The organism is Paenibacillus sp. 1001270B_150601_E10 (assembly GCF_015558675.1).
Classification (GTDB): Bacteria; Bacillota; Bacilli; order Paenibacillales; family Paenibacillaceae; genus Paenibacillus_B.
The window spans coordinates 641,599-666,695 of record NZ_JADMOL010000002.1; the positions used below are offsets into that span (position 1 = coordinate 641,599).

Below are 25,097 nucleotides of genomic sequence, written 5' to 3' on the forward strand. Positions count from 1 at the left end.
TAAATCGCACGTCAAGGAAGCTTGTCTTAGATAAAGATCGACTGCAGCTTGGTACTACAAGCTTCAACCCCGAACAGATACAGAAGATCATGCTGACACACTATTTTCGTGAACCCGCGATAGGCATCCTTCCAGTGAACAGAAGGATGGTCCCGCATCGATAAGTGTTTCGATTTTTAGAGCAAGGGAGCCTCCACGCTGATGAGCTTGTGGCGTGGGCGAAGGAGCAGCGGATCAACGTCGTGTATAAGAATTTCTTTCGATGGTATTAGTCCTTAAATCCAATGGATGATGGAGCATTTCAGAGTATTTCCAACAGGAAGCTGAACTTATCTAGGGCCTGGCTTATCAGGTGGCGGTTAATCTTGATATATATGAAACAAGGGCGATATTTTCCGCATCGGTCCGGTTTGGAGTGCATATACATTGTGGTATAATAATGTTAGTTGAGGTTAACCCAAAATACACATGAAGAAAGGATCAGGATACCAATGCGTCCCCGAAGGATGATGCCCCAAAGGACAATCTGGAAACGTTATGATCTTTCCTACATCTAGCTCCTCTCGCAGATTTGATTGACGTCTATGGACCGAATCAGACTGACTGCGGAGGATGAACAATTTATGATGATTCGAAGGATGAATTCCTCATATTGCACCCTGCACGTCAGTTGCAAACAACAATTGCGAAGGACGAGAGGGTATCAAGATGAGGAGAAACGAACAATTACGTAAGATAGGTTGGATGTTGTTAGGATCGATTCTGCTTGCCGTAAGTTATTATCACATCAATTTTCAGAATAACTTGGTGGAAGGCGGATTTGTAGGACTTGCGCTAATCGGAAAATATACGTTGGATTGGTCGCCGGCTCTTACGGTATTAATGCTGGATATTCCGGTGTTTATTGTGGCTTGGTTTTTGAGCGGTCGTCAGTTTATACTGAATACCGCCATTGCAACGGGAACGTTCTCGCTCACGTATGAGCTATGCGAACGCTTCTCACCGATTGTGCTTAACTTTGGTTCGAATATGTTTTTGGCTGCGGTGCTTTCAGGTCTTTTGACAGGCCTTGGCGCAGGACTTGTGCTTCGATTTGGCGGAGCAACGGGCGGCGACGATATTTTAGCCTTGATGCTAAGTCGCGTGTCCAAGTTAAGTGTAGGAACTGTTTTTATTCTATTCGACGTGGCGGTACTATTGCTATCATTATTCTTCCTGCCACTGATGGATATCTTGTATACGATTCTGGCTGTGAGCATTGCCGGACAAGTGATTACTTGGACGATGCAAGCGGGAACAGCACGCCGTGCGCATACAAGCTCGGTGAAGCCAGCCCCTGCGACAGCAGTGCGGCATCAACACGGATAATTGAATATCCAAGGAACCGGTGTATCGTGGATACAGGCGGTTCCTTTTTCTGTTTGCTAGCATGCTGCCTTAAGGGTGGTGTGCTTTTTTTAATTGTATTTTCTTCATTTATGGTGAAAGTAGGCGATCATTAAAAGATAGAATGCATGTTCGTCCAATGGCTCGCATATGCTGGTACTCAAGGAGAGATCAGCGAATCAGCGCTGAAGAGCAGCAAGAATCGTCATCCTATCTTAACCCATATCTGATGATAAGAAGGGGATGCTTATGGAGCCTGTATTAAAAGGAATATTGGATAAGCTCCCGCCATGGAGCTTTCAAGTGTTCGCGATTGTGATTGCTGTCGGTATCGTTTTTTATTTCGTTAAAACGCTGTATATCAATAAACGCTTCAGTGATATGATTGCCGATGTGTTAAGCAGAGACGATCGGATGAATGGCTATCAGGAAAAAATAGACGCTCTTCGCGAGAAGCAGGAGGAGAGCGAGCAAAAGGTGCAGCAGACCCTGTCGGCTATTCGCAACTTCGAATCGTTCCTGAATACGTTTAACGACCTGCGTCTCGTTAAAGATCCGTACCTGGTTCTAACAGAATCATCCTTCCTTCTTCAGCGCATGCTCGATATGCTGGCGATTGATATGAAGCTCAAGCCTGGCGTTCATCATCGATGCGGCATATGGCTCTATGAGGATCAGATGCTGACGCTTCGCTTCTCTTCGGCAGGCTTCCCGAAGCACTATGTAGGCGAGCGAACGCTGCATGTGGATCGCTCAGTGGCAGGCAGATGCTATCGCAAGCAGGCGATCGTCCAAATTGTAGATGTCACAAAGGATGAGGATTGGGAGCGAAATGTCGAGTCTAAAAGTCCTTACAAAGCGTTATTGTGCCTTCCGCTTGGAAACTTTGGCGTGCTGACCATTGATGGACTAGAGCCCTTTCATGAAGCAGGCAGGGCTATCGGAGAGATCTATGCAGGACTTGTCATCAGCGTACTGACGGAGCATACTCGATCATTTGACCGATGGGCAATGCGAGCCGTAGGCACAGGGAATATTGTTGAGAACGGCTATACGGATGGGGAAGACGTCGAAGCCTAGTGCATACCGGAGGAATAACCTTTACTAAATAACAAACACTACCTTTCATACAGGATATGGGAGGTAGTGTTATGTTTTTATACCAGATAGTCGGAAATAGGAAAAAGCTGATACTCACCGTTTTAGTGGGAATAATCCTACTAGGAGTTTACGGTACAGAAGGGTTAAATGCTGCAGCTAGCCCTGCTGCCTGGGCATCTGCTGGTACACGATCGAATCGAAACGGACAAGAGCCATGGGCTGCTTTTATACGACAAGGTGAGCTGTGGGTGAAAATAAATGGGCAGGAATCAAGGCTGATTCGAGAAAAATCAGTTGCTCGTCCTCGCTGGTCAGCAGATGGCACCATGCTTGCCTACACGCTAAGAGAAAAAGAATGCTGGATTTACCAGCTCAAAAGCAAGCGTGCGTTGAAGCTGTCGGATCAGTCGCAGTCCTATCAATGGTCGCCTGCTCGAAATGAACTTGCCATACAAGAAGGCAAGCTGCTTAGTGTTTATGATGGCTCGATGATTGAAGATTCAGTGCAATTAAAGCCTGTTATCAGTGGAGTTGGCAATTACAGCTGGAAGCCGGATGGACGAGGATTTCTAATCTCCACTCAAGCTGAACTGCTGCCTTCCGGATGGACACAGGTCCAATTATACGATGTGCCAGCAGATGCCGAGCTCCAACCAAGCAAGGTGAAATTGTTATTTACCCTTCCTGCTCAGGACGAGGAGTTTTTTGCAATTGGCACAAGTCCATTCAAATGGTCCTCTAATCAGCAGTGGATCTCATTTGTCGCGACCCCTACAGCGTCATTATCAGCGGACGGGAATACGCTATGCATGCTTTCGCGTGACGGAAAGCGGTTCTATACGTTTGATTCGATGCTGAACGCGTTCAATTGGTTCAAGTGGGCTCCATCCGCCGAGCGATTGGCTAATATAGCAGGCAGCGGAAGAATGGCCAACTTAAACAAAAAGCTTGCTATCCATACAGCACCGGTATCTGACAGCAAGGTGCTGACACCGGCAGGCTTTGCGGATCGCGACCTTGCCTGGATCGATAACGATCGTCTTGTAGTCGCTAGATCCAAGGAGGAAGCCTGGAATGAGGACGAAGGAAAGCGGCCGATGCCGAAGCTGATGGAACAGGGGATAGCTGGACAGAACGCGCGGACCTTATCTGATCCGCCGCCGAAATGGGGAGACTTCTTTCCATATGTCAATCCTGATGCCACTAAACTGACTTGGATTCGAACGGACCGTAAACGGGCTGACGTATGGATTCGGGAACTTGCAGAAGGACCAGCAAAGGTGTTCATTAAACATATTGATATGCCTGCATCCTACTATGACCGATGGGATTGGTCAGATGTGCTGTCGTGGTATCCAGCAGAACATGAATAGATCGCGATTAGGAAAGATTAATTAGAGTCTGTTCTCCCGTTGGAGTCTATTGGTTGGCTGTGGTAAGATGAGGGTGTTGTATAGTATCCGGAAGGGATACAGGGTGTACTCAGATAGGGGTGAATAGATATGATGGGAGCATGCAGAACAGTGGGCTTCAAGTTCTATATCTACTACCGTTGATGAGTTATACTTCCAACGATTCTTAAACTTACGGAGGTATAACGATGATGACAGAACAATCACAACGAGCGATATTAGTAGGTGTAAACCTTAATCAGCAAAGCAATTATGACTTTGACTACTCCATGGTGGAACTCGGTAATCTCGCGGAGGCCTGTGAAGTTGAAGTGGTGGGTCAAATCACTCAGAATCTCGAAAAGGTCAATCCGTCTCACTATATTGGAACAGGTAAGATTGATGAAGTAAAGGATTTGCTTTCTATGCTGGATGGCAATCTGGTTGTATTTAACGATGAGCTGTCTCCTTCGCAAATTCGCAACCTTGAGCGGGATCTGGATTGCAAGGTTATCGACCGGACGCTGCTAATTCTTGATATCTTCGCAGAACGTGCCAAGACGCGAGAAGCACAGCTTCAGGTTGAGGTTTCGAGGCTTCAATATATGCTGCCAAGATTGGTTGGACTTCGGGAATCCTTGGGCCGCCAGACTGGTGGAGTCGGTACGAAGAACAAAGGTGTCGGGGAAACCAAACTTGAGCTTGATCGCAGACGCATCGAAGATAAGATCACAGCTTTAAGAAGAGAGCTTGATACCCTCGTTGCTCATCGCCAAGTCCAGCGCAAGCAGCGGAAGAAGAATGAGCTTCCCGTCGTATCTCTAGTTGGTTACACGAATGCGGGCAAGTCCACCGTCATGAATGCGATGATGAATCGATTCAATCCAGAATCAGGCAAGCAGGTGTTTGAAAAGGATATGCTCTTTGCAACATTGGATACCTCGGTGCGAGAGGTGCCGCTGCCGGATAACAAAAGCTTTTTATTAACGGATACGGTTGGCTTTGTCAGTAAGCTCCCGCATCACTTGGTTAAGGCTTTCCGATCCACGCTTGAGGAAGTGGCCGAAGCGGATCTGCTCATTCATGTAGTGGATTACGCCAATGAGAATCGAGAGGAACTCATTCGCATTACGAATGAAACCTTGAATGAGATTGGCATTCGCGACATCGAAGTGGTGTTCGTGTACAACAAATCAGATCTGCTCGATATCCAGATTCCGAAGGTAGAAGGCGATCATATTTATATGTCCGCTAAGCAAGGCATAGGAATTGATGAACTAGTCAAGATCATTCGCCAGCATATCTTCAAGGATTATGTAAAATGTGAAATGCTGATTCCATACGAGATGGGGCAGCTTGTTTCTTATTTGAATGATCATGCTCATGTGATTGGCACCGAGTATGAAGAAGCAGGCACGAAGCTTACGCTGGAGTTAAAGACTAGCGACTACAATAAATATCAGCAATATGTTGTTCAGGCTTGAATGAAATGAAGAACAGCCACTATCGATGGTCGGTAGTGGCTGTCGTTTTTTTAAGGGCTAAAGACAGGTTTATAATTAAAGTGTTCAAGAAAAGAAGGAGTCGACATATTGAAACAGATTTGAAAGTCGAAATCTGCGTATAATAACATTAGCGAATTTATTGATAAGAAAATGAACGTGCAAGAGAGGTGTTCTAAAGATGAGTATTGTGTTGGGAACAACAGCGGCGATCGTGTCGGCTGGCGGTGCGATTGCAGCGGTAAGCGAATATATGTATAAGTTAGCAATCAAACGGACAAATAAGGAGTTCCTTGCGCAGAATTCAGATCTCGGTGAAATGGGAGAGTGGCAAAGGCAAGCTCAGGCGAATGAAGAATGGCGGAGGGCTCACCCCTTCGAAGAATTGAGCGTGAATGCTTATGATGGCTTAAAGCTGCATGGCTATTTTTTTGCAGCGAAAGAGCCTACTGATAAACTTGCGATATTGGTTCATGGATACTCTGGACAAGGGCTTGATATGACGACCTATGCAGCGATTTATTATGATACACTGGGCTTTAATGTGTTTATGCCGGATAATCGAGGACATGGGAAGAGTGAGGGGGATTATATTGGCTTTGGTTGGCATGATCGCTTGGATATTTTGAAATGGGTTGAGCATTTTGTGAAGCGTTTTGACGGCCAGGTTGAAATTGTGCTCCATGGCGTGTCGATGGGGGGTGCAACGGTGCTTATGACTAGTGGCGAAGCGCTCCCCACTCAAGTAAAAGCAATCGTGGCGGATTGCGCGTATACCTCTGTCCATGAGGAACTGACCTATCAGTTGAAGCAGATGTTCAAGCTGCCTAGCTTTCCCTTGCTATATACAACAAGTCTGGCTTGTCGATTGCATGCCGGCTATTCCTTCAAAGAAGCGACTGCTTTAGAGCAAGTAAAGCGGGCGAGAACGCCGATTCTGTTCATTCATGGGGAGGAGGATACCTTTGTGCCTACACATATGGTTCATCCGCTTCATGAGCATTGCAGCAGTGAGAAGGAGCTGTGGCTCGTTCCCGGTGCTGCCCATGGGGCTTCCGTCCTTGTTGATTATAACGGTTATCGGGATCGTACTTGTGGATTTGTAACAAGATATGTGACTCAATAAGCTTGATTCATGATGTCAAGGGAACAAAGTTAGGTTTAAGCGGATCAATCATGCAGAAAATGGGGTGAAACCGTCCGCATTGTTAACCGTATGATATGTTGTAAAGTTGACCATGACTCATGTAGAATATTTGAAGGAAACGGCTATAATGGTAATAATATACCATGATAACGGTCTTATCACTCGTGGTAATATAGACAATGTTATGAAAAGGCTGGAGACCCGCGGCCTTTTTTTGTCTAATTATGTAGAATCATGACGCAATATAAGATATTATTTCAAGTGAAAGAAGATTTATAGAGACACAAGTTTTTGACTAGGGGCAAAAGATCAATATACATAAACGAAGAATCAACGTTTTTTTATTGAAGGGGGAGTTATAATGTCTTCGGTTCCGTATTTTCTGTTTGGCGCACTCGACGTTATTGCTATTGTTACGTTGACAAGTAAAATGTACAAGCTCCCGCTAGCAAAGCATCTGTGGAAGATTATCTTGCTTGCCATAAGTTTATCTTGTTTCTCCTATCTGATGAGGGTTGTTTTCGAAGTGCCACAATTCGATTTTCCTGCACAATATGTTCTCATTTCTCTCTTTTTTATTTTGGTTCTGAGAGTGAAATATTATCATGCAGCATTTATCGTAGGCGCAGGAGCTTCTATGTTTCTATCGTTACAGCTAGCTGCGTATCTGATATTTGCTACATTTGGACTCGCAGACGTAGGTATACTGAAAAATAATGCAGGTTTGTATGTATACTTGCTACAGTTCTTCGCTGAACTCTGTTGCTTAGTGATTGCTGCTTATTTGCATCTTTCAAGAAGTGGCTTTAGTTTCGTTACAAGTGCTGCTCAGCAAGGCTCAAAGCTTGATAGATCCATCTTATTGGCAACATTGCTTTCTTTTTTAACGATCAGCGTTACGATTTTATTAGTTTACTCAGGAAATACGCTAAGCATCATCATTTTGGCGGGTGTTAGTTTTATTATTTCATATTTCTTATCACACAAGCGAGTTGATGATCATGCTAGAAATGCTTTCGAGGCATATATCGAGAGAAATCAAGAAAAGCGATCCTGAATCGACAGTAAGTCTTGAAGTGCTGGAATATGCGATAGGAATTCGCTTGAACTTTATCGCTACACTGATCTTAACGGCTATACTTGGTGTGCTTACAGGACATTTTCATGAGACAATCCTTGCGCTAGCAGCTTTTGTCGCAGTTAGAAAATTTTCTGGCGGTTATCATTTGAAGTCATTAACATTATGTGCCATCATTTCATCATTATTATTTGCATGGATTCCGCTTATCCGTATTCAGGAGGAGCATACGGTATTTTTGACATTGCTGTCTTGCATTATCTTTATTCTATTTTCACCTAATATAATGGAAGATTTGAATCCCTCAAAATGGGATCCTTACATGAAACTTATATCTACAACGATTGTGTCATCTAATCTGTTAATCAACTCACCTATCCTTGGACTTGCTTTTTTTGCACAAGCATTATTAATCATTCCATGGAAGGGAGGTGAACCTACATGAAGAAGAAAATAGCTCGAAAGTTAGCTGTATATCTAGAAAAAAAAGCGATGAGTGATTCTAGAACGACTAAGCTTGCTATTGGTGCTAAACCGATGCCGAAAGAATTAAAACAACGCACTCATTCATAGTGAAAATTAAGGTCTAGCTTGGGAGTTTTAGAGACAGTATCAACTTCAATTGTATGAAACAGCAGGTCCTTCTTCCAAAGCATCATTGACACTATTATATATAGTTTTGGAAGGAAGAGCGTGCAGAAGTGGATGGATGTTAGAATGAGCTTATTACATTTACTAACTCAAACTCTGCCTAGAGAGTCCACCTCGTGTGGGCTCTCATTTATGAAGAAGCTTAACTCATAAGTTTAAAAGTGGGGTAAAGTGGTATTTAGATCACGAATAGTGAAATTGCTGCACGCAAGAAATGAATATATGAGTATATACGATAAAACGTCGTAACATCAACTTAAGTGTGGTGAGAACTTGAACCCTTTTTTGACCTATATTTTATTTAGCATTCTAGATTCCTTTGCTGTACATGCTTTAACCTTAAAGTTATATCAGCTCCCTATAAAAAAATATCTTTATCAGCTATTAGCCTGCACCGTTGTTATTGCCTTAATCTCATTTACAATGCGTGTGAAGTTAGATTTACAAGTGTGGGATTTACCTGTGCAATATGTTGTTTATCTGTTCTTTTATCGCTATGTCTTAAAGTATAGATACCATATTTCTGCTTTTATTGTCGGTTCTGGATTGTCAGCTTACATTTCAATACAGATGATCGTATATTACTTGATTTCGCTATCTGGAATTGTAACCAAGTCTGTCATATTCGAGAACAACAGTCTTGAGGTTTATTTCATTCAACTTAGTTCAATCGGTATTACATTAACTATTGCGGCAGTTCTAAAGAAAACAGGAAGAGGCTTTTCTTTTATATCAAAGCCTCCTCATGATTTTGTACAGCGTATTAACTATCTGGAATATCATCATCTCGTCACAATTATAAGTGCGGTTCTTTCAGCGGTGACAATATTGCTCACCTTATGGTTGCTAATTTCAAACCAATATTTTGGCATTATTGCCCTATCATTGGCGACGTTTGGAATCGCGTATTACTTTTCAGATCAGGGAGATTACGAGCGTGTTAGACACCTTATCGAACCATTTGGCGAGGAAGCTGAAGAGAAATAATCCAGATGTAGATTTGGAATTGATAGAGTATGGCATAGCCATGAAACTGAATTGGTATGGGGTTATCTTCTTAACTACGATATTAGGATTGATGCTGCATCAACTGTTAGAATCATTATTTGCACTTTTTTGTCTTACATTACTCAGAAGATACTCAGGCGGTATACATTTCAAATCACTAACGATCTGTATGTTTATGACTTCTATTACATGTACAATCATTCCCTTGATTTCATTATCTAAATGGATGATTCTCATATTAAACGTATGTAGTTTAATCCTAACTCTGTTTCGAGCTCCTAATTGGTTCGAAGAGTTAGCTATTGAAAAACCATATAAAAGATACAAGTTTATCTCTCTCGTGATTGTAGCAATGAACTTCTTGTTTCATTCAAGTATCATGGCTATAGCATTCTTCATACAGACACTCACATTATTGCCTTTGAAAGGGGAAAAGGAAATTGAAAAAAAATATTGCTGATTTATTGATTAAATATATTGAAAAAAGCGCTGAAAAAAGTGCAGTCAATGGAAAAACGGTATTTGGCGGTAAAAAACTTCCTGAATCATTAAAAAAGAAAGATTGAATAAATTAATCTTAATAAAATGAGATGAGCTGGCGGGATATTTCGTCAGCTTTTTTAATATGCGCTAAATACAAGACAAAGATTAAATAACAACCAGAATTGACGATGATGAATAAGATCTTTTGATGATTTCGGCTGTTATTTCTTGGATTTCTTTAGAAGCAGATAAATTAATAGAGAGATTGCAGCTAATGAAGCAATGAACATAATCATACCAATTGGTGTTATGATTGACATGCTTACCTCCAAAAATATTTGAATTTTATTCAATTATCTTACATCTGAATCACAAGCAAGTAAATCATTTACTGAACATTTTATAATTAAATGAATTTGTATGTAATAATGAATTAAATAAGGTGGATGAGGTTTGGAGGAAGGTTAAAGTTCTAAACGATAGCACCACTTAAATGTCTTACAGAATGAACGTATATATAATGGAAACAAAAAATATCGTAAAGTAAACACGCATGAGTATGTTTAGAGATGGGGAAGCATCTGAGGGTTGCAATAAATAAAAAGGGGTCATTTATTGCACTGAGTAAACAAAAACCAATTTGCCATCCCGTTTACTACCTTGAAATAGAGGAAACAATCCTTTAAGAATAAGATCCCTTATATATCAAAGATTGTGGAGAAAATAATTGAGCGCCCTATTTCTAGGGCGCTCTCATGGGAGAGGAGAAACCGGACGAAGAGCTTATGGGGAAACGTAAGTCTTCTCCGCGGTTGTCTACGACATTCGATGATGTCGATACTTACAGGATAACCGGATACCTGAGTTTTATACGTGAGGTGAGAAAAATCGTTAAGTCTTTTTTAGATTAATCACGATCCTTGCATGACGAATTGTCTCAGAGCCATAAAGAATTGGAATTCGATATCCTACACATCTTAATTAGAGAATGTGCTAAACCATTGAAGGAGGATATCGACACACATGAAATATGTCGTATTGACCGCTCATCCGAATCCGGACAGCTTTACGTATGCGATCAAGAACAAGGCAGTGCAGGCGCTTGAGGAAGCGGGACATGAGGTTAAAGTTCGGGATTTGTACGAGAAAGTTTTAAATCCTATATTAAGCGTTGAAGATTTCAAAAGCTCTAAGGAAGGGCAAGTCAGTGACGACGTTAAAGCTGAACAAGACCTGCTCACATGGGCAGAAGCGCTTGTTGTCATTTATCCACTTTGGTGGGCATCGATGCCAGCCATTTTAAAAGGATATATTGATCGGGTCTTTTCCTATGGTTTTGCATACAGCATGGACGGTAATGGTTTGCAGAAGCTGTTGACGGGGAAACAAGCCATTTTGTTTACGACAATGGGCAACACCGAAGAACATTATAATCATGCGGGCATGTTCGAAGCAATGAGGAAAACGGTAGATGAAGGAATCTTTGATTTTGTTGGTATTCAAGTCAAAGAGCACAAATACTTTACGTCTGTAACGACGGTGGAGGATGCGACTCGAGAGCAAATGCTTGAAGAGGTTAAGGCTGTCCTCTCTAAGTAATGCGACGTTTCCAACTATTCATGCACGACATATATAACGCCTCCGTTCCTATGAAGAATGGGGGCTTTTCACCGTATTTGAATTTATAAGTTTCGTCCTCTAGACGGGGCCAAAGCTCGATTTTACGATAAAATTCATCTCTAGATGCGGTTGCTCATCTTTGAATGACCTTGATCGAGGCTTCTCATGATAGATACCTAACCAACAGGAGATATATGGAATGATGTTCATTTATACAGTTGTCTTTATTAACAGCTAAAAAATATGGTACGATAAACGTCAGCAATATAAGATGCTAAAAGTAATACGATGTATAGGAAATGTGGTGAAAAGTTGTGCGAGTCATATCCGGAACAGCAAGAGGACGAGCGTTGAAGGCCGTGCCAGGCATGAATACCCGTCCGACTACGGATAAAGTGAAAGAAGCGTTGTTCAGCATGATCGGGCCTTATTTCGAGGGTGGAATGGTGCTGGACTTGTTTGCAGGTACAGGAGGTCTAGGCATCGAAGCTTTAAGTCGAGGAATGGACAAAGCCATCTTTATTGATATGGATCCGAAGGCGATAGATACGATTCGATATAATGTTAAAACGGCTTCTGTTGAGAATCAAGCTGAGATCTACCGCAATGATGCGAAACGGGCGCTTAAAGCTCTTGAGAAAAGGGGAAGTAAGTTTGACCTTGTCTTTATGGACCCTCCGTATCGCTTCACAGATGCAGATCAGCTGCTTGCAACGATGATTGATCTTCAAATGCTGACACCAGCATCAATTATTGTTATTGAGCACGATTCTGCACATCAATACCCAGAGACCATCCAATCCTTCACGAGCTGGAAACAAGCAAAGTACGGTGATACCACTTTAAGTATATATCGTACAGCTGAAGAACCGGATTCAAGTGAGGCATTGTAATGGCAGAGGAGATGGATAAGTTGACAACATCAATCGAACGAGTACCCCGCATCGCCGTCTACCCTGGAAGCTTCGATCCCGTTACCCTTGGACATTTGGATATTATCGAACGGGCCTCAAGGCAATATGACAAATTGGTGGTAGCCGTCCTTAACAATTTGAAAAAAAACCCGCTGTTTACCGTTGAAGAGCGCATGGACCTTATGCGTACCGTGACAAGTCACCTTCCAAATGTCGAGGTGGACAGCTTTCGTGATCTAACCGTTCAGTACGTTGTGCAAAAGAATGCCAATGTCATTGTACGTGGAATTCGTACCGTAACTGACTTTGAATACGAGCTGCAGATGGCCTCAACCAATCGGAAGCTTAATCCTAAGGTAGAGACCATCTTTATGATGACGAATCCAAAGTATTCGTTCCTAAGCTCCAGCATGGTGAAAGAAATTGCCTATTTTGATGGCGATGTATCGGAATTCGTTACGCCAGAAGTGGAACAGGCAATGCGTGTCAAATTCAATCGATAACGGGTACATAATAAGTAGCCATAGAATGGAACGAAAGCATGATCAATTGTACAAGTTCGTTGTACCACGAGTAATAAACCTTGTGATGATGCTAACGATAATGAAGGTTAAGATCATGCTGATGACAAGGATGAAAAGCATCGGGACTTGTCGCCAGCCTTCGCCAGATGCAATAAGCATGAACCATTGATTTAGCTCAGTTATCATCGATGGCGATGCATTCATTTCGGAGCCGATCGCACTCATGGTTGGCATGGCTCCTTCCCATTGAAGCAGCCATCTCTGTAAAGGATACCAACACAAATAGGTCAAGCCAAAGGCGATGACGGCATGCAGCAGCCTTGCTTTCACAAAGCTTGCAAAACGAATATCTGTCTGCTTGATCAGACTATGAACCTGCAAGTGTGCGCTAAAGCCGCTCCAAGCGATAACGGCGCTCACTAATGCCGCTTGGAATACAGGGGATTTGAGGGTTAGATTGCTGATGGCAAAAGCGCCAAGGTTCACTTCAAATATGCCATTTAATAGGATGCTCCCGAATTGCTGAGGGATGGCCAGTCTCATCACTTGGATAATGACCGAGAAGATCATCATATATCCGCCGATCATCATTAAGGTTTGGACAGAGGATGCCGTTGCTTCGCCAAGAAGCCTGCCAAGTGGTCTGCCATCTGCGCGATGAGCCTGCTCCATCGCATTCATGATGCGTTTGCCGAGTGATGGTTGGCTAAACGTTCTGTCTTCGGTAGTACCTGACTTGTCCGATATTCGTACGGTGCGTTTATCTTTATTCCGAGAAGCTGACAAAGATAATGGATGTTTTCCAAAAATGCGAAGCAGGAGCATCACGAGCATAGCGGACAACCAGTGAACGATCGCAATCGTCAAGCCCGTATTGGCGGCTTGCATAAAGCCGACGCCGACAACAGCAATCATAAAGACAGGACTGCTGGCGTGAGACAAGATCAGAAGCCGTTCCGCTTCGGATTGACTGACGAGCTGCTGCTTGCGCAAGGTAACGACAGCCTCGGCTCCAGCGGGATATCCCGCAGTCCATCCCGCTGCCCATGCCCAACCGCCCACTCCTGGAAGACGAAACAAGAGGCGCATAAGCGGATCGAGCAGCACGCCTAATCCATGTACCCAACCATAGGCCATGAGCATTTGGGACAAAATAAGAAAAGGCAGCAATGCCGGAAAGATCATATTCCACCATACTTTTAAGCCTTGTAGCGACGCTTGAAAGGCTTCATCTGGATAGGCGATGATACAAAAGACCAGTAGGAGAGCTGTTCCCCCCGCAGTGAGCGTGTAGATGGGACGTTTGTTCAATGGCTGTTGAAAAAGCCTGGTTTGCTTCATTATGTTCACCTCAGAGCAGAGTTGGCTGGCCATGAAAAAAAGGAATAGCTTGACGCAAATGACCGTAATCTATATTTACGTAAAGAGGACGGGCTTTAGACCTGCACGGAGGAGGCGTTCATGCAATGGTAGAAAAACGAATGCAAGATCAGAGGTATAAACGGGGGAATTGGGCGGTATGGCGCTGGCTCATCGTTTGCTTGCTTGTGGTGTATGTCGTTGTTTTCATGCCTACTCCATATGTCATTTATACACCAGGCAGTGCAGAAGAGATTAAGCCCATGGTTGAGGTTCGGCAGGGAGATGAGACAGAGAAAGGGACCTTCATGCTGACTACAGTAAGAAGGACTTATGCGAATATAGCCCTGCTCGGAATCAACTCGTTTAATGACAATGCTCAGATTGCGAAAAAGGAAGATACGCTGCGAGGGCGAAGCGAGGCGGAGTACAATACAGAGCTTGTGTTCAGTATGACCGGATCCCAAAGCAATGCCATTCTTGCGGCCTATAATTACGCAAAGATTCCGTATACCGTGGAGAATATGGGCTTGTATGTCATTGCTAATCTGCCGGATATCGCGAAAAATACGTTAAAGACCAATGATCGAATCATTGAGGTGGAAGGGCATCGCGTCAACAAAGTGAAGGACCTTCAGGATGTGATTAAAACGTACCGCGAAGGGGACACGCTTAACGTTATTGTCGAACGAGACGGAATACAGGAGAAGGCAACAGCAACGCTCGTATCCTTTGTGTCAAGCGCCGATAAGACGAAGAAGCAAGTCGGCTTTGGCATTCAATTCGGGGAGAAGACCGAGATTGTACCGGCAAATGAAGGGCACAGCATTACGTTTAAAGACAATAATATTGGTGGTCCTTCAGCTGGCTTGATGTTTACCTTGGAACTCATCAACCGTTTAACGCCAGGTGATTTGACAAGAGGACTGCGGATCGCCGGTACAGGTGAGATTACGCCAGATGGCCAAGTCGGAATTATTGGAGGCATTCAGCACAAGGTAGTAGCCGCAGACCGTGAAGGCGCTGAGCTGTTCCTTGCACCTGAGGGCAACTACAAAGAGGCGAAGGCCAAAGTAGACAAGATGGATACAAAGATGAAGGTCGTACCTGTAAGCACGCTTCAGGATGCTTTAAAGGCGATTCAGTCTTATGGAAAATAAGGCTGGCCTACTTCGAATACCATGATCGGAGTTATCGCGTAGCAACAAAATAAAAGAAGAGGCTGATCCTTCTATGGGGATCAGCCTTTTCTTTAGAGGTTATGCAACATGGAGATATGATTTAGGATTATCTTGTTGTATATCCCAGATCGAGGTGGCATGAGCAGAATGTACTAGCCGCTGTTTAAACACGTCTTGGCGGCTCGAAGTAATCCCGATAGGCAAGCTTCCCGTTCCAAGCAGAAAAGCTGCCTGCGTACACAGCAGTGGCTTGGATATCGGCTTGTAGTCCATTTCTTCCCCCAAGCACGGCATTTTCTCGATCAGCCTTATGAATGATTGGAAGCGATGAGGTCTTGCGCATCTGCTTCAGGAGCGCTTGTCCACGTTCACTAAAGCCAAGCACTCGTATATACGAAGGTCCGTGTGATAGGGCATCAGGCCCAAAGTGGTCTTTGTCATGACCGAGGAGGATATGGGTCAGCATGCGCTGCAGCTTTGTTCTTGTATATCGTTTTGACTTTAAATGTTCTAGCAATTCTTCAACAGAACGTTCCCTTAATTGAGGCAATGCTTGCTCCAATCGATATTCAAGCCCCTCGTTAACCTCAAGCAGCGCTGCCAGCTGATCTCGAGTCGAACGCTGCAGCTGATATAATAAAGACTCAGCAAAATGCTGCCATGTCACAGATCCTCTGCCAAGGCGCTGACATTGCTGCAGGATGTCCCAGGAGGAATTCGGCATATAAGCTGAAGGGTTCCGGTGCTCAGCGATCAAACGCCGTATTGCGGTTGCACTTGCAATGGTGGAATCATGGACCTCCTGCTCGTGATAGCCTGCTTTCTGGCGTGCTATCGTATAGGGTTGAATGGAGCTCTTAAGTCGGCCAAGCGCCAGAATATAATGAAGCCCTAGCGAGTTGTTTGGTTCTGCAATCCAAGGTTTAGAGGATGTTGAGTTTAATGCATCTTTTACAAGCTGTGGCTTTGTTCCACCCGTTGCTTCAACTGCATTTCCATCTACACTTGATGGCTGGCTGATCTCCAAACGCTGAGAAGCAGCAGCTGCAAAGGCCGCGGGATAATTCATTCCGCTTTTAAGTGCCTGCTGAAGCAGTGCCTGAAAGCCTTCCGTTTCCTCTGAAAGCAGCTTGGCAGCAGAGGTAAGAGGCTTGATATCGCCGAGCTCGCTGCCGAAGCACAGCGCATCGACGACGCCTGTTGCTTCCAGTGATGCTACCGCGCCATAAGCGAACCACTCAGCTGGCTGTACAGCATAAGCGACAGGCAGCTCGATCACAAGATCAGCGCCTTGCTTAAGCGCCATATCGGCCCGAGCCCATTTGTCGACAATCGCAGGCTCGCCGCGCTGCAAGAAGTGTCCGCTCATAACGGCGACGACCGCATCAGCCTCCGTCAAGCGTGCAGATTCCTTTAAATGGTATACATGCCCGTTATGAAACGGGTTATATTCGACAATGATGCCAACCGTACGCATGTTGTCATATCCTTTCTTTGTAAGGAGATGTGATGTTCCTTATTATATCGAATCTATCCCTAGTAAGGAAAGGAAGCGTAGTGTATGATAGATGGAACTGTAATCGTACAGGATCTTGCCGCTTGTGATGATGAAGCTGGGATTCATGTCGATTCTGTTCCTTTGTATTTGAAGGGCGAATTTAGCTTAAGCTATAAGAAGAGCTAAAATGATCTGTCAAACGAATTTGGTTGACAAAGCATAAGCCTAATGGCTATAATTAATTTTGTTTGTTTGAGGTGATATCATGCACTTTAATTATCGAGATGTGAACCGTGGCCAACGTGTACATATTCGTGAAACGTTCCGTGCTGACGATGTCATTAAGGAGCGAGCCGATATTCATCACATTGAGCCGGTTGATGTCGATTTAACCGCAACGGTAGCAGGTGAAGACAGAGTCGATGTGCATGGTCGCATCACAGCGACAATGAACACGGTCTGCTCCAGATGCTTGGAGCCGCACGTTGAGACTGTTGTTATTCCGTTTCATGAGCAATTTGCGATGGCGGACTCTACGGATCTTCCAACAGACGACGAAGATGAAGTCATAATCGTGACGGATGAACGCGTTGATCTGAAGCCATATGTGGAGGAAGCGGTGTTTGTTCACTTGCCTTTTGCCCCATTATGTAAAGAAGACTGTGCTGGTCTTTGCCCTACATGCGGGAAGAATCGCAATGAGCAGTCCTGTGATTGCTCGAATGAACGAATTGATCCGCGACTGGCTGGGTTGCAAGATTTCTTTAAGAAATGATCAACCAAACCGAAAGGTAACATGGAATTAATGTAAGGAGGTGGGAACATGGCAGTACCTCAAAGAAGAACTTCCAAAACACGCCGCGATATGCGCCGTACTCATTTTAAGTTAGAGGTTCCGGGCATGGTTAAATGCGAACAATGTGGTGAGTTGAAACTTTCGCATCACGTATGCAAAGTTTGCGGAACATACAAGCAAAGAGAGATTATCAAACAACAATAATCTTAGATGCGGCTAGCGCTGCTTGCCGCACACCTGAAAAATAGCATCCTGCCTATGGCGGGATGCTATTTTTTATGTTGATGAGCATAACCGCACTTAAGTATTGGGAAATGATAGACAGACAACAATCCTTGCCACAAAAGGCTTGATAGGATCTATTGACCTCCTATTTATCTATGATTATATGCTGCTATGAAACTGAAGCTTTTCAAGGACAGCATTTTTATATATACTTAATTAGTACCTGGTTCTAAGAAGAGGTTACAATCAAGGGACATTTCCTTGATCATTGTATAGATCTATTCTAAATCAAGGCCTTGTTAGACACACTAGATAAGGAGGTGCGGGCATGGATCGTCTGCCGAAAAAAGAGCGTCATCAACAATTGCTTAAGATTATTGAAGACAATCCGTTCATTACGGATCAGGACTTGACCCGCATGCTCCGGGTGAGCATTCAGACGATTCGCTTGGATCGCATGGAGTTGGGCATTCCTGAGCTGCGAGAACGATTGAAGCTAATGGCTGAGCAATCCTATGATCAAGTAAGATCGTTGCCGATAGATGAGGTTATTGGTGATATTGTCGATTTGCAGCTCGATCGGAGCGGAATCTCTATTCTTGAGATTAAGCAGGAGCATGTCTTCTCGAGAACGAAGATTGCGCGCGGGCATCACTTGTTTGCACAGGCGAACTCGCTTGCGGTTGCCGTCATCGATGATGAGATTGCACTGACAGCTTCGGCGGATATCCGATTTGTCCGCCAGGTCAAGCTTGGGGAAAAGTGTGTAGCAAAGGCTTATGTGCGGTCAATCTCAGGTGAGCGTCACAAGGCTAAGGTTGAAGTGTTCAGCTATGTGGGAGACGAACTCGTGTTTCAAGGGCACTTTATCATATTCCGTTCGAATACTGAGACAGGCGGCGGAGAAGGAGTAGAGCATGAAGATAGTCATTGATGCCATGGGTGGCGACCATGCCCCAAAGAGCAACGTGGAAGGTGCTTGCGAGGCGGCAAAGATGTGGAAGGATATCGAGATTATCCTCGTTGGGGATGAAGCTCAAATTCGTCCATTGATGCAGGATGCGCCAAGCAATATTACGGTCGTCCATACGCCCGATCGTATAGAGGCGGATGATGAACCGGTCAAGGCGGTTCGCAGAAAGAAAGGGGCCTCTATGGTCATGGCGGGGCGCATGGTGCGCGAAGGCGAAGCAGACTGTATGATCTCAGCGGGGAATACAGGCGCGCTGATGACCACTGGACTGCTTGTTGTAGGCCGAATGGAAGGTGTAGAGCGTCCAGCCTTAGCGCCTATGCTGCCTACGATGGATGGCAAAGGTGTTCTTGCACTCGATCTTGGAGCCAATATGGACGCGAAGCCCGAGCATCTCTTGCAGTACGCAATTATGGGCAGTATCTATCGTGAGAAGATGCATGGCATGTCGAAGCCTCGAGTAGGGCTTCTCAACGTTGGTACCGAAGCGATGAAAGGCAATGAGCTGACGAAGGAAGTGTTTCCGCTTCTTGAGAAAGCGAATATTCATTTTGTAGGAAATGTTGAGGCAAGAGACGTGTTGGAAAGCAACTGCGACATTCTCGTTTGCGACGGTTTTGTAGGGAACGTCATGCTGAAATCGTTCGAGGGAACCGCAGGTTCGCTCTTCAGTGTGTTGAAAAAGGAATTTACGCGCAATATCATGACGAAGCTGGCGGCAGCGGTGCTGATGCCAGGTCTAAAGCGTCTTAAGAAAATGATGGACTATAAAGAGCATGGCGGTGCCCCGCTCTTAGGGCTTCAAGGGTTGGTAATAAAGGCGCACGGCTCCTCCGATAAGCGAGCAGTCCTGAACGCGATCCGTCAAGCACGCACAGCATTAGAGCACCAATTGATCGCCACAATTTCTTCTGAGATTGCAGGGAATAATAGCGGGAAGTGAGTGAAATCGAGATGAAGATGCCTTCAGTAGGAATTATTGGAACGGGGAAATATGTACCAGAGCGCATTTTGTCAAATGAAGACTTGGCACGCATGGTCGACACGAATGATGAATGGATCACAACGATGACCGGGATGAAAGAGCGCCGCATTGCTGCAGAGCATCAAGCGACCTCTGACTTGGCTTATGAAGCCGCTGTACGAGCGATTGAATCAGCAGGACTTACTGCGGAGGATATCGATCTCATTATGGTATGCTCTGTAACGCCAGATATGATGTTCCCATCCACGGCTTGTTTGGTCCAAGAACGCTTGGGAGCGAAGAATGCAGCGGCATTTGACTTGTCCGCAGCTTGTGCAGGCTTTATTTATGGCGTGGCTACTGCAACAAGCTATATTAAGACAGGGATGTACAAGCATGTGCTCGTTATCGGTGCTGAGACCTTGTCTCGCATTACGGATTATACGGATCGCAATACGTGCATTCTTTTTGGTGATGGCGCAGGCGCGGCTGTACTCGGTCCTGTTCCGGAAGGCCGCGGCTTCCAATCTTTTGAGCTTGGCGCAGATGGCAAAGGGAAAGAGCTGCTCACACTAGAAGGTGGCGGGTCCCGCCATCCTGCTTCCTTGGACACCGTTGAAGGCAGACGTCATTTCATCTACATGAACGGTCGTGAAGTGTTCAAATTTGCCGTTCGCATTATGGGCTCTGCTGCGGAAGAGGCACTGGCGAAGGCTGGCAAGACCAAGGAAGATATTGATCTTCTTATTCCGCATCAGGCGAATATTCGTATTATCCAATCCGCTATTGATCGATTGAATCTTCCACCTGAGAAGTGTATGATCAATATTCCGAAGTATGCGAATACTTCCGCTGCGTCTATCCCGCTTGCGCTGGCAGAAGCTGTCGAGGAAGGCCGTATTAAAGAAGGCGATACGATTGTATTGGTAGGTTTCGGCGGCGGATTGACTTGGGGCGCAGCTGTGCTTACTTGGTAGTGCCAGACTAGCAAAGGAGTGTATACATTGGGCAAAATCGCATTGGTATTTCCAGGCCAAGGGTCTCAGTCGGTAGGCATGGGACGTGATGTCTATGATCAGGTTACAGAAGCGCATGATATTTTCGAAACAGCGAATCGGGTTCTAGACTATTCCTTGACCGACATCATCTTTAACGGTCCTGTAGAAAGCTTGAAGCAGACTGTGAATACACAGCCTGCTCTATTAACGACAAGCTACGCGCTTTATAAAGCGTTTGAAGGTAAAGGGATAAAGCCGGATTTTGTAGCAGGTCATAGTCTTGGAGAATACAGCGCACTTGTTGTTGCGGGTGTGATGACCTTTGAAGAAGCAGTAGCCATCGTGCATAAGCGTGGTCAATTCATGGAAGAGGCGGTTCCAAGCGGTGAAGGCGGCATGGCCGCTGTGCTTGGCGCATCTCGTGAAGCGCTAGGTGCATTATGTGATGATATTACAGCCGTTACAGCGCCTGTCGAGATGGCGAACCTGAACTGCCCTGGCCAGATTGTAGTATCGGGCTCCGCAGCAGGCGTGCAGGCAGTAGTGGAACGCGGCAAGGAAGCCGGAGCGAAGCGCGTGCTTCCGCTTGAAGTCAGCGGTCCGTTCCATTCTTCTCTGATGAAGCCGGCAGCGGTCCGTCTAGATGCGGCTCTAAGCGAAGTGAACTGGCAGGATGCAAAGATTCCGGTCGTATCCAACGTATCCGCACATGCGGAGCAGGATGCAGAGCGCATACGTACACTGCTTGTTGAGCAGGTGTTCTCGCCTGTTCTATGGGAAGATAGTGTGAGCTATATGATCGAGCAAGGGACCGATACCTTTATTGAGATTGGTTCAGGCAATGTGTTGTCAGGTTTGATCAAAAAGATCGACCGTTCCGTCCAAATTGTGACGTTGAACTCCTTAGAGGCTATTCAAGCATATACCGCTCAATAAGCGATGCATGGCAATGGAATGGCTAGTGAAGCTAATTCCTATTGATATCCATAACAGAATACAAGGAGGAGTAATCATGTCGAATGTGGAAGGAAAAGTAGCGCTAGTAACAGGCGCTTCCAGAGGGATTGGGCGTGCAATCGCGCTCGCCTTGGCTTCAGCCGGCGCAGATGTCGTTGTGAACTATGCTGGGAGCGAGGCTGCGGCAAAGGAGACGGCTCAAGCCATTGAAGCGATGGGACGCCGTGCGATCACCGTGCAGGCCAATGTCGGCAAGTCCGATGAGGCAGAGCAATTAGTCAAGACGGCCTTGGAACAATTCGGTCGAATTGACATTCTTGTGAATAATGCCGGGATTACTAGAGATAATTTAATTATGCGCATGAAAGAAGAGGAGTTCGATCAAGTGATCGAAACGAACCTCAAGGGCGTCTTCAACTGTCTGAAGTCTGTAACGAGACCGATGATGAAGCAGCGCTCCGGGCGCATCATCAACATTTCGTCTGTTGTGGGCGTTATGGGGAACCCGGGACAAAGCAACTATGTTGCAGCGAAAGCAGGCGTTATTGGCCTTACAAAGGCTTCTGCTCGCGAGCTAGCCTCCCGCGGGATCACGGTTAACTGCGTCGCTCCAGGCTTTATTGAGACGGAGATGACTGATGTGCTGCCTGAGGAGACTCGCGCTGAGCTCATGAAGAGCATTCCGCTTGCGCGTCTTGGTTCACCTGAAGATGTCGCCAAAGCTGTCTTGTTCCTTGCATCGGATGATGCCAACTATATGACTGGACAGACGCTTCATGTCGATGGCGGCATGTACATGTAGGCTTACCAGTCTATGTTTTCATAGACTTTGAGCAATTTTTTGTTAGATGTTGTTCCATATGGCAATTTAGAAGGTTTTCTCGTATAATACCAAAGAGGAGGTGAACCGGATGTCTACTGAAGTGTTTGAGCGTGTTAAGCGTATCGTCGTAGAACGCCTTGGCGTTGACGAGGCTGAAGTGACTCTCGAAGCATCTTTCAAGGATGATCTTGGCGCTGATTCCCTCGATGTAGTGGAATTGGTGATGGAACTAGAAGATGAGTTTGATATGGAAATCTCTGACGAAGACGCAGAGAAGATTACATCAGTTGGTGAAGTTGTAAACTACATACAATCTCATAACTAAGATTGTAGAGTCCCGTTACTATAACGGGACTTCTCCTCATTCATGTAAGGATTCTTTCGTCATAAGATGCGTTATTTCAACGTATTCAATCATAAATAGAGCGTCAACTTTAGAACAATCGAGGTGAATTTCTTTTGAAAAACAGGGTTGTAGTGACCGGCATGGGAGTAATTACTGCACTAGGCTCCGATCTGACAACATTTTGGAATCATTTGTTAGAAGGCAAGTCAGGAATTTCTCTCATTGAATCATTCGACGTTTCTGAATATCCAACACAAATTGCAGCGTCGGTCAAGGACTTTAATCCAGAGCAGTATATGGATAAAAAGGAAGTTCGCCGTATGGATCGCTTCGTGCAGTTCGCTGTCGCGGCTAGTAAGAACGCAGTAGAAGATGCGAAGCTGAATATGGCTGAGGAAGACCCTGAACGTGTCGGCGTTATTGTAGGTTCAGGTATTGGCGGTCTTGGAACTTGGGAAGACCAGCATCATGTTCTGATCGAAAAAGGGGCAAAGCGCGTTAGTCCGTTCTTTATCCCGATGATGATTGCGAATATGGCGTCTGGACAAGTATCCATGACGCTTGGAGCAAAGGGACCTAACACCGCAGCGGTATCCGCATGTGCGACGGGAACCCATTCTATCGGTGATGCATTCAAGATCATTCAGCGTGGAGACGCGGATGTCATGATTTGCGGCGGTGCTGAAGCGACGATTCGTCCGCTTGGACTTGCTGGATTCTGTTCGATGAAGGCGATGTCTACACACAATGATGAGCCGGAAAAAGCAAGCCGTCCATTCGATATCGATCGCGATGGCTTTGTAATGGGCGAGGGCTCTGGTGTGCTCGTGATCGAATCTCTTGAGCATGCATTGAAGCGTGGAGCGAATATCTACGCTGAGATTATTGGCTACGGCATGAGCGCAGATGCACATCATATTACGGAGCCAGATCCTACAGGTGCTGCTCATTGCATGAAGCGTGCCATTAAGGATGCGGGCATTGATCCGACTGATGTGGATTACATCAATGCTCATGGTACATCTACACCAGTAGGAGATCGTTCTGAAACGACAGCGATCAAGACTGCGCTTGGTGACCATGCGTACAAGGTAGCTGTTAGCTCCACGAAGTCAATGACAGGACATCTGCTTGGTGCAGCAGGCGGTATCGAGGCGGTTATTTGCGGCTTAACGCTGAAAAATAACATGATTGCGCCAACGATTAACCTTGACAATCAGGATCCTGAATGCGATCTTGATTACGTTCCTAACGTAGCTAGACAACAGGATGTTAACGTAACCATGTCCAACTCGTTCGGCTTTGGCGGACACAATGCGACATTGGTTATGAAGAAATACGAAGCATAAGGAGTCATAAAGTTGAATGCAGATCTGAAGCAGTTACAACAGAAACTGAATGTTACATTTCGAAATAGACAGCTGTTGAAACAGGCATTCACTCATGCATCTTACGTGAACGAACATCGCTTCGGTCATCATCAAGACAATGAACGTCTGGAGTTTCTTGGTGATGCTGTTTTGGAGCTAACCGTCTCCGAGTTTTTGTTTGAGCAATGTCCGAATCGGCCGGAGGGCGAACTGACGAAGCTGCGTGCTTCGATTGTATGTGAGCCCTCGCTCGTGAATTTTGCGAATCGGCTCTATTTCGGACAATATGTGCTGCTTGGCAAAGGCGAGGAGTTAACGGGTGGTCGCACAAGACCTGCTCTACTTGCAGATGTGTTTGAGTCGTTTGTTGGTGCGCTGTATCTGGATCAAGGCTTAGAGCCTGTCCGGGAGTTTTTGCGGCGCTTCGTCTTCCCACATATCTCCTTGGACGGCAAACTTCAAACCAATGATTATAAAACCCAGCTGCAGGAACTAACGCAGCAGTATAATCTTGGTGTATTGGAGTACCGTATCGTGGAGGAACGCGGTCCGGCTCATGAGCGTGAATTCGTATCCGAAGTGCATATGGGCGATGAATGCCTAGGTCGCGGCACAGGACGCTCCAAGAAGGAAGCGGAGCAGCACGCAGCAGCGCAGGCACTTGAACATATCGTCATCCCGAAATCATAACGTACTGAGGGCCGACGCGTTGCTGTCGGCCCGTTTCGCAGAAAGAGCAAAGACCAGCTTGCGGGACGAGGCGTGAAGCCATTGTCAAGGATGGCTGATTTTTGCTCTTTCT

General features: G+C 45.4%; 28 protein-coding genes. 26 read left to right on the top strand and 2 right to left on the bottom strand.

All coding sequences use genetic code 11. The features are described 5' to 3' along the window. The first annotated feature begins 708 nt into the window (after positions 1-708). From I2H74_RS07870 to coaD, 14 genes are all read left to right on the top strand, one after another. Positions 709-1,368, top strand: a complete 660-nt coding sequence (locus tag I2H74_RS07870; RefSeq protein WP_229106449.1) for a YitT family protein — start codon at positions 709-711, stop codon at positions 1,366-1,368. Between the two features lie 267 nt (positions 1,369-1,635). After that, positions 1,636-2,466 (top strand): GAF domain-containing protein, encoded by an 831-nt coding sequence (locus tag I2H74_RS07875; protein WP_229106450.1) that lies wholly within the window; start codon positions 1,636-1,638, stop codon positions 2,464-2,466. Positions 2,467-2,537: 71 nt separating this feature from the next. Continuing rightward, a complete protein-coding gene (locus I2H74_RS07880; RefSeq protein WP_229106451.1) occupies positions 2,538-3,860 on the top strand; it encodes a translocation protein TolB in 1,323 nt (440 codons plus the stop codon). A gap of 230 nt (positions 3,861-4,090) precedes the next feature. Beyond that, positions 4,091-5,362, top strand: a complete 1,272-nt coding sequence (gene hflX / locus I2H74_RS07885; protein ID WP_195573454.1) for a GTPase HflX — start codon at positions 4,091-4,093, stop codon at positions 5,360-5,362. Between the two features lie 199 nt (positions 5,363-5,561). Continuing rightward, on the top strand, positions 5,562-6,506 hold the full coding sequence (locus I2H74_RS07890) for an alpha/beta hydrolase (RefSeq protein ID WP_195573042.1): 945 nt from the start codon (positions 5,562-5,564) through the stop codon (positions 6,504-6,506). Positions 6,507-6,888: 382 nt separating this feature from the next. Beyond that, complete coding sequence (locus I2H74_RS07895; protein ID WP_195573044.1) at positions 6,889-7,584, top strand: hypothetical protein; 696 nt, start codon at positions 6,889-6,891, stop codon at positions 7,582-7,584. A 19-nt stretch (positions 7,585-7,603) separates the two neighbouring features. Then, a complete protein-coding gene (locus I2H74_RS07900; RefSeq protein ID WP_324254027.1) occupies positions 7,604-8,050 on the top strand; it encodes an accessory gene regulator B family protein in 447 nt (148 codons plus the stop codon). Further along, complete coding sequence (locus I2H74_RS24980; protein ID WP_267490714.1) at positions 8,047-8,178, top strand: hypothetical protein; 132 nt, start codon at positions 8,047-8,049, stop codon at positions 8,176-8,178. Before I2H74_RS07900 ends, I2H74_RS24980 begins: the two co-directional genes overlap by 4 nt. Before the next feature lie 351 nt (positions 8,179-8,529). After that, a complete protein-coding gene (locus tag I2H74_RS07905; protein ID WP_195573049.1) occupies positions 8,530-9,243 on the top strand; it encodes a hypothetical protein in 714 nt (237 codons plus the stop codon). Then, the gene (locus I2H74_RS25255) at positions 9,194-9,724 is read left to right on the top strand and encodes an accessory gene regulator ArgB-like protein (protein WP_420707422.1); all 531 of its coding nucleotides are present in this window, start codon (positions 9,194-9,196) and stop codon (positions 9,722-9,724) included. Before I2H74_RS07905 ends, I2H74_RS25255 begins: the two co-directional genes overlap by 50 nt. Further along, positions 9,705-9,830: a hypothetical protein gene (locus I2H74_RS24985; RefSeq protein WP_267490715.1), complete on the top strand. Its 126-nt coding sequence runs from the start codon at positions 9,705-9,707 to the stop codon at positions 9,828-9,830. The genes I2H74_RS25255 and I2H74_RS24985 overlap by 20 nt, the downstream gene beginning before the upstream one ends. A gap of 940 nt (positions 9,831-10,770) precedes the next feature. Then, positions 10,771-11,346 carry an NAD(P)H-dependent oxidoreductase gene (locus I2H74_RS07915; RefSeq protein WP_195573053.1) on the top strand — a complete coding sequence of 192 codons (576 nt, stop codon included), beginning with the start codon at positions 10,771-10,773 and terminating at the stop codon, positions 11,344-11,346. A 335-nt stretch (positions 11,347-11,681) separates the two neighbouring features. Further along, positions 11,682-12,260, top strand: coding sequence for a 16S rRNA (guanine(966)-N(2))-methyltransferase RsmD (gene rsmD / locus I2H74_RS07920; protein WP_195573055.1), 579 nt, complete (start codon positions 11,682-11,684; stop codon positions 12,258-12,260). Positions 12,261-12,280: 20 nt separating this feature from the next. After that, positions 12,281-12,784, top strand: coding sequence for a pantetheine-phosphate adenylyltransferase (gene coaD / locus I2H74_RS07925; RefSeq protein WP_229106452.1), 504 nt, complete (start codon positions 12,281-12,283; stop codon positions 12,782-12,784). 42 nt (positions 12,785-12,826) lie between these two features. Here coaD and I2H74_RS07930 read toward each other — a convergent pair whose 3' ends face one another. Continuing rightward, positions 12,827-14,146, bottom strand: coding sequence for a nucleoside recognition domain-containing protein (locus I2H74_RS07930; RefSeq protein WP_195573057.1), 1,320 nt, complete (start codon positions 14,144-14,146; stop codon positions 12,827-12,829). 125 nt (positions 14,147-14,271) lie between these two features. Between I2H74_RS07930 and I2H74_RS07935 the strand changes: the two genes are divergently transcribed. Next, positions 14,272-15,324, top strand: a complete 1,053-nt coding sequence (locus tag I2H74_RS07935; RefSeq protein WP_195573059.1) for a PDZ domain-containing protein — start codon at positions 14,272-14,274, stop codon at positions 15,322-15,324. 184 nt (positions 15,325-15,508) lie between these two features. On the opposite strand, the gene I2H74_RS07940 is transcribed toward I2H74_RS07935, so the two are convergent. Continuing rightward, positions 15,509-16,822: a nucleotidyltransferase gene (locus tag I2H74_RS07940; protein ID WP_195573061.1), complete on the bottom strand. Its 1,314-nt coding sequence runs from the start codon at positions 16,820-16,822 to the stop codon at positions 15,509-15,511. An 84-nt stretch (positions 16,823-16,906) separates the two neighbouring features. On the opposite strand from I2H74_RS07940, the gene I2H74_RS24990 reads away from it, so the two are divergent. The 11 genes from I2H74_RS24990 to rnc all read left to right on the top strand — a co-directional run bounded on the left by I2H74_RS24990 (position 16,907) and on the right by rnc (position 24,985). After that, the gene (locus I2H74_RS24990) at positions 16,907-17,029 is read left to right on the top strand and encodes a hypothetical protein (protein WP_267490716.1); all 123 of its coding nucleotides are present in this window, start codon (positions 16,907-16,909) and stop codon (positions 17,027-17,029) included. 79 nt (positions 17,030-17,108) lie between these two features. Beyond that, a complete protein-coding gene (locus tag I2H74_RS07945) occupies positions 17,109-17,618 on the top strand; it encodes a YceD family protein (RefSeq protein ID WP_195573063.1) in 510 nt (169 codons plus the stop codon). A 48-nt stretch (positions 17,619-17,666) separates the two neighbouring features. Beyond that, positions 17,667-17,843, top strand: a complete 177-nt coding sequence (gene rpmF / locus I2H74_RS07950; RefSeq protein ID WP_195573065.1) for a 50S ribosomal protein L32 — start codon at positions 17,667-17,669, stop codon at positions 17,841-17,843. A 358-nt stretch (positions 17,844-18,201) separates the two neighbouring features. Beyond that, the gene (gene fapR / locus I2H74_RS07955; protein ID WP_195573458.1) at positions 18,202-18,798 is read left to right on the top strand and encodes a transcription factor FapR; all 597 of its coding nucleotides are present in this window, start codon (positions 18,202-18,204) and stop codon (positions 18,796-18,798) included. Then, positions 18,782-19,780: a phosphate acyltransferase PlsX gene (plsX, locus tag I2H74_RS07960; protein WP_195573067.1), complete on the top strand. Its 999-nt coding sequence runs from the start codon at positions 18,782-18,784 to the stop codon at positions 19,778-19,780. Before fapR ends, plsX begins: the two co-directional genes overlap by 17 nt. Positions 19,781-19,791: 11 nt before the next feature. Then, positions 19,792-20,778, top strand: a complete 987-nt coding sequence (locus I2H74_RS07965; RefSeq protein WP_195573069.1) for a beta-ketoacyl-ACP synthase III — start codon at positions 19,792-19,794, stop codon at positions 20,776-20,778. 27 nt (positions 20,779-20,805) lie between these two features. Then, positions 20,806-21,735 carry an ACP S-malonyltransferase gene (gene fabD, locus I2H74_RS07970; protein WP_195573071.1) on the top strand — a complete coding sequence of 310 codons (930 nt, stop codon included), beginning with the start codon at positions 20,806-20,808 and terminating at the stop codon, positions 21,733-21,735. Between the two features lie 76 nt (positions 21,736-21,811). Beyond that, on the top strand, positions 21,812-22,558 hold the full coding sequence (gene fabG, locus I2H74_RS07975) for a 3-oxoacyl-[acyl-carrier-protein] reductase (RefSeq protein ID WP_195573073.1): 747 nt from the start codon (positions 21,812-21,814) through the stop codon (positions 22,556-22,558). Between the two features lie 109 nt (positions 22,559-22,667). Further along, positions 22,668-22,904, top strand: a complete 237-nt coding sequence (gene acpP / locus I2H74_RS07980) for an acyl carrier protein (RefSeq protein ID WP_195573075.1) — start codon at positions 22,668-22,670, stop codon at positions 22,902-22,904. A 134-nt stretch (positions 22,905-23,038) separates the two neighbouring features. Further along, positions 23,039-24,274, top strand: coding sequence for a beta-ketoacyl-ACP synthase II (gene fabF / locus I2H74_RS07985; RefSeq protein WP_195573076.1), 1,236 nt, complete (start codon positions 23,039-23,041; stop codon positions 24,272-24,274). 12 nt (positions 24,275-24,286) lie between these two features. Then, positions 24,287-24,985, top strand: a complete 699-nt coding sequence (gene rnc / locus I2H74_RS07990) for a ribonuclease III (protein WP_195573078.1) — start codon at positions 24,287-24,289, stop codon at positions 24,983-24,985. Positions 24,986-25,097: the final 112 nt, after the last annotated feature.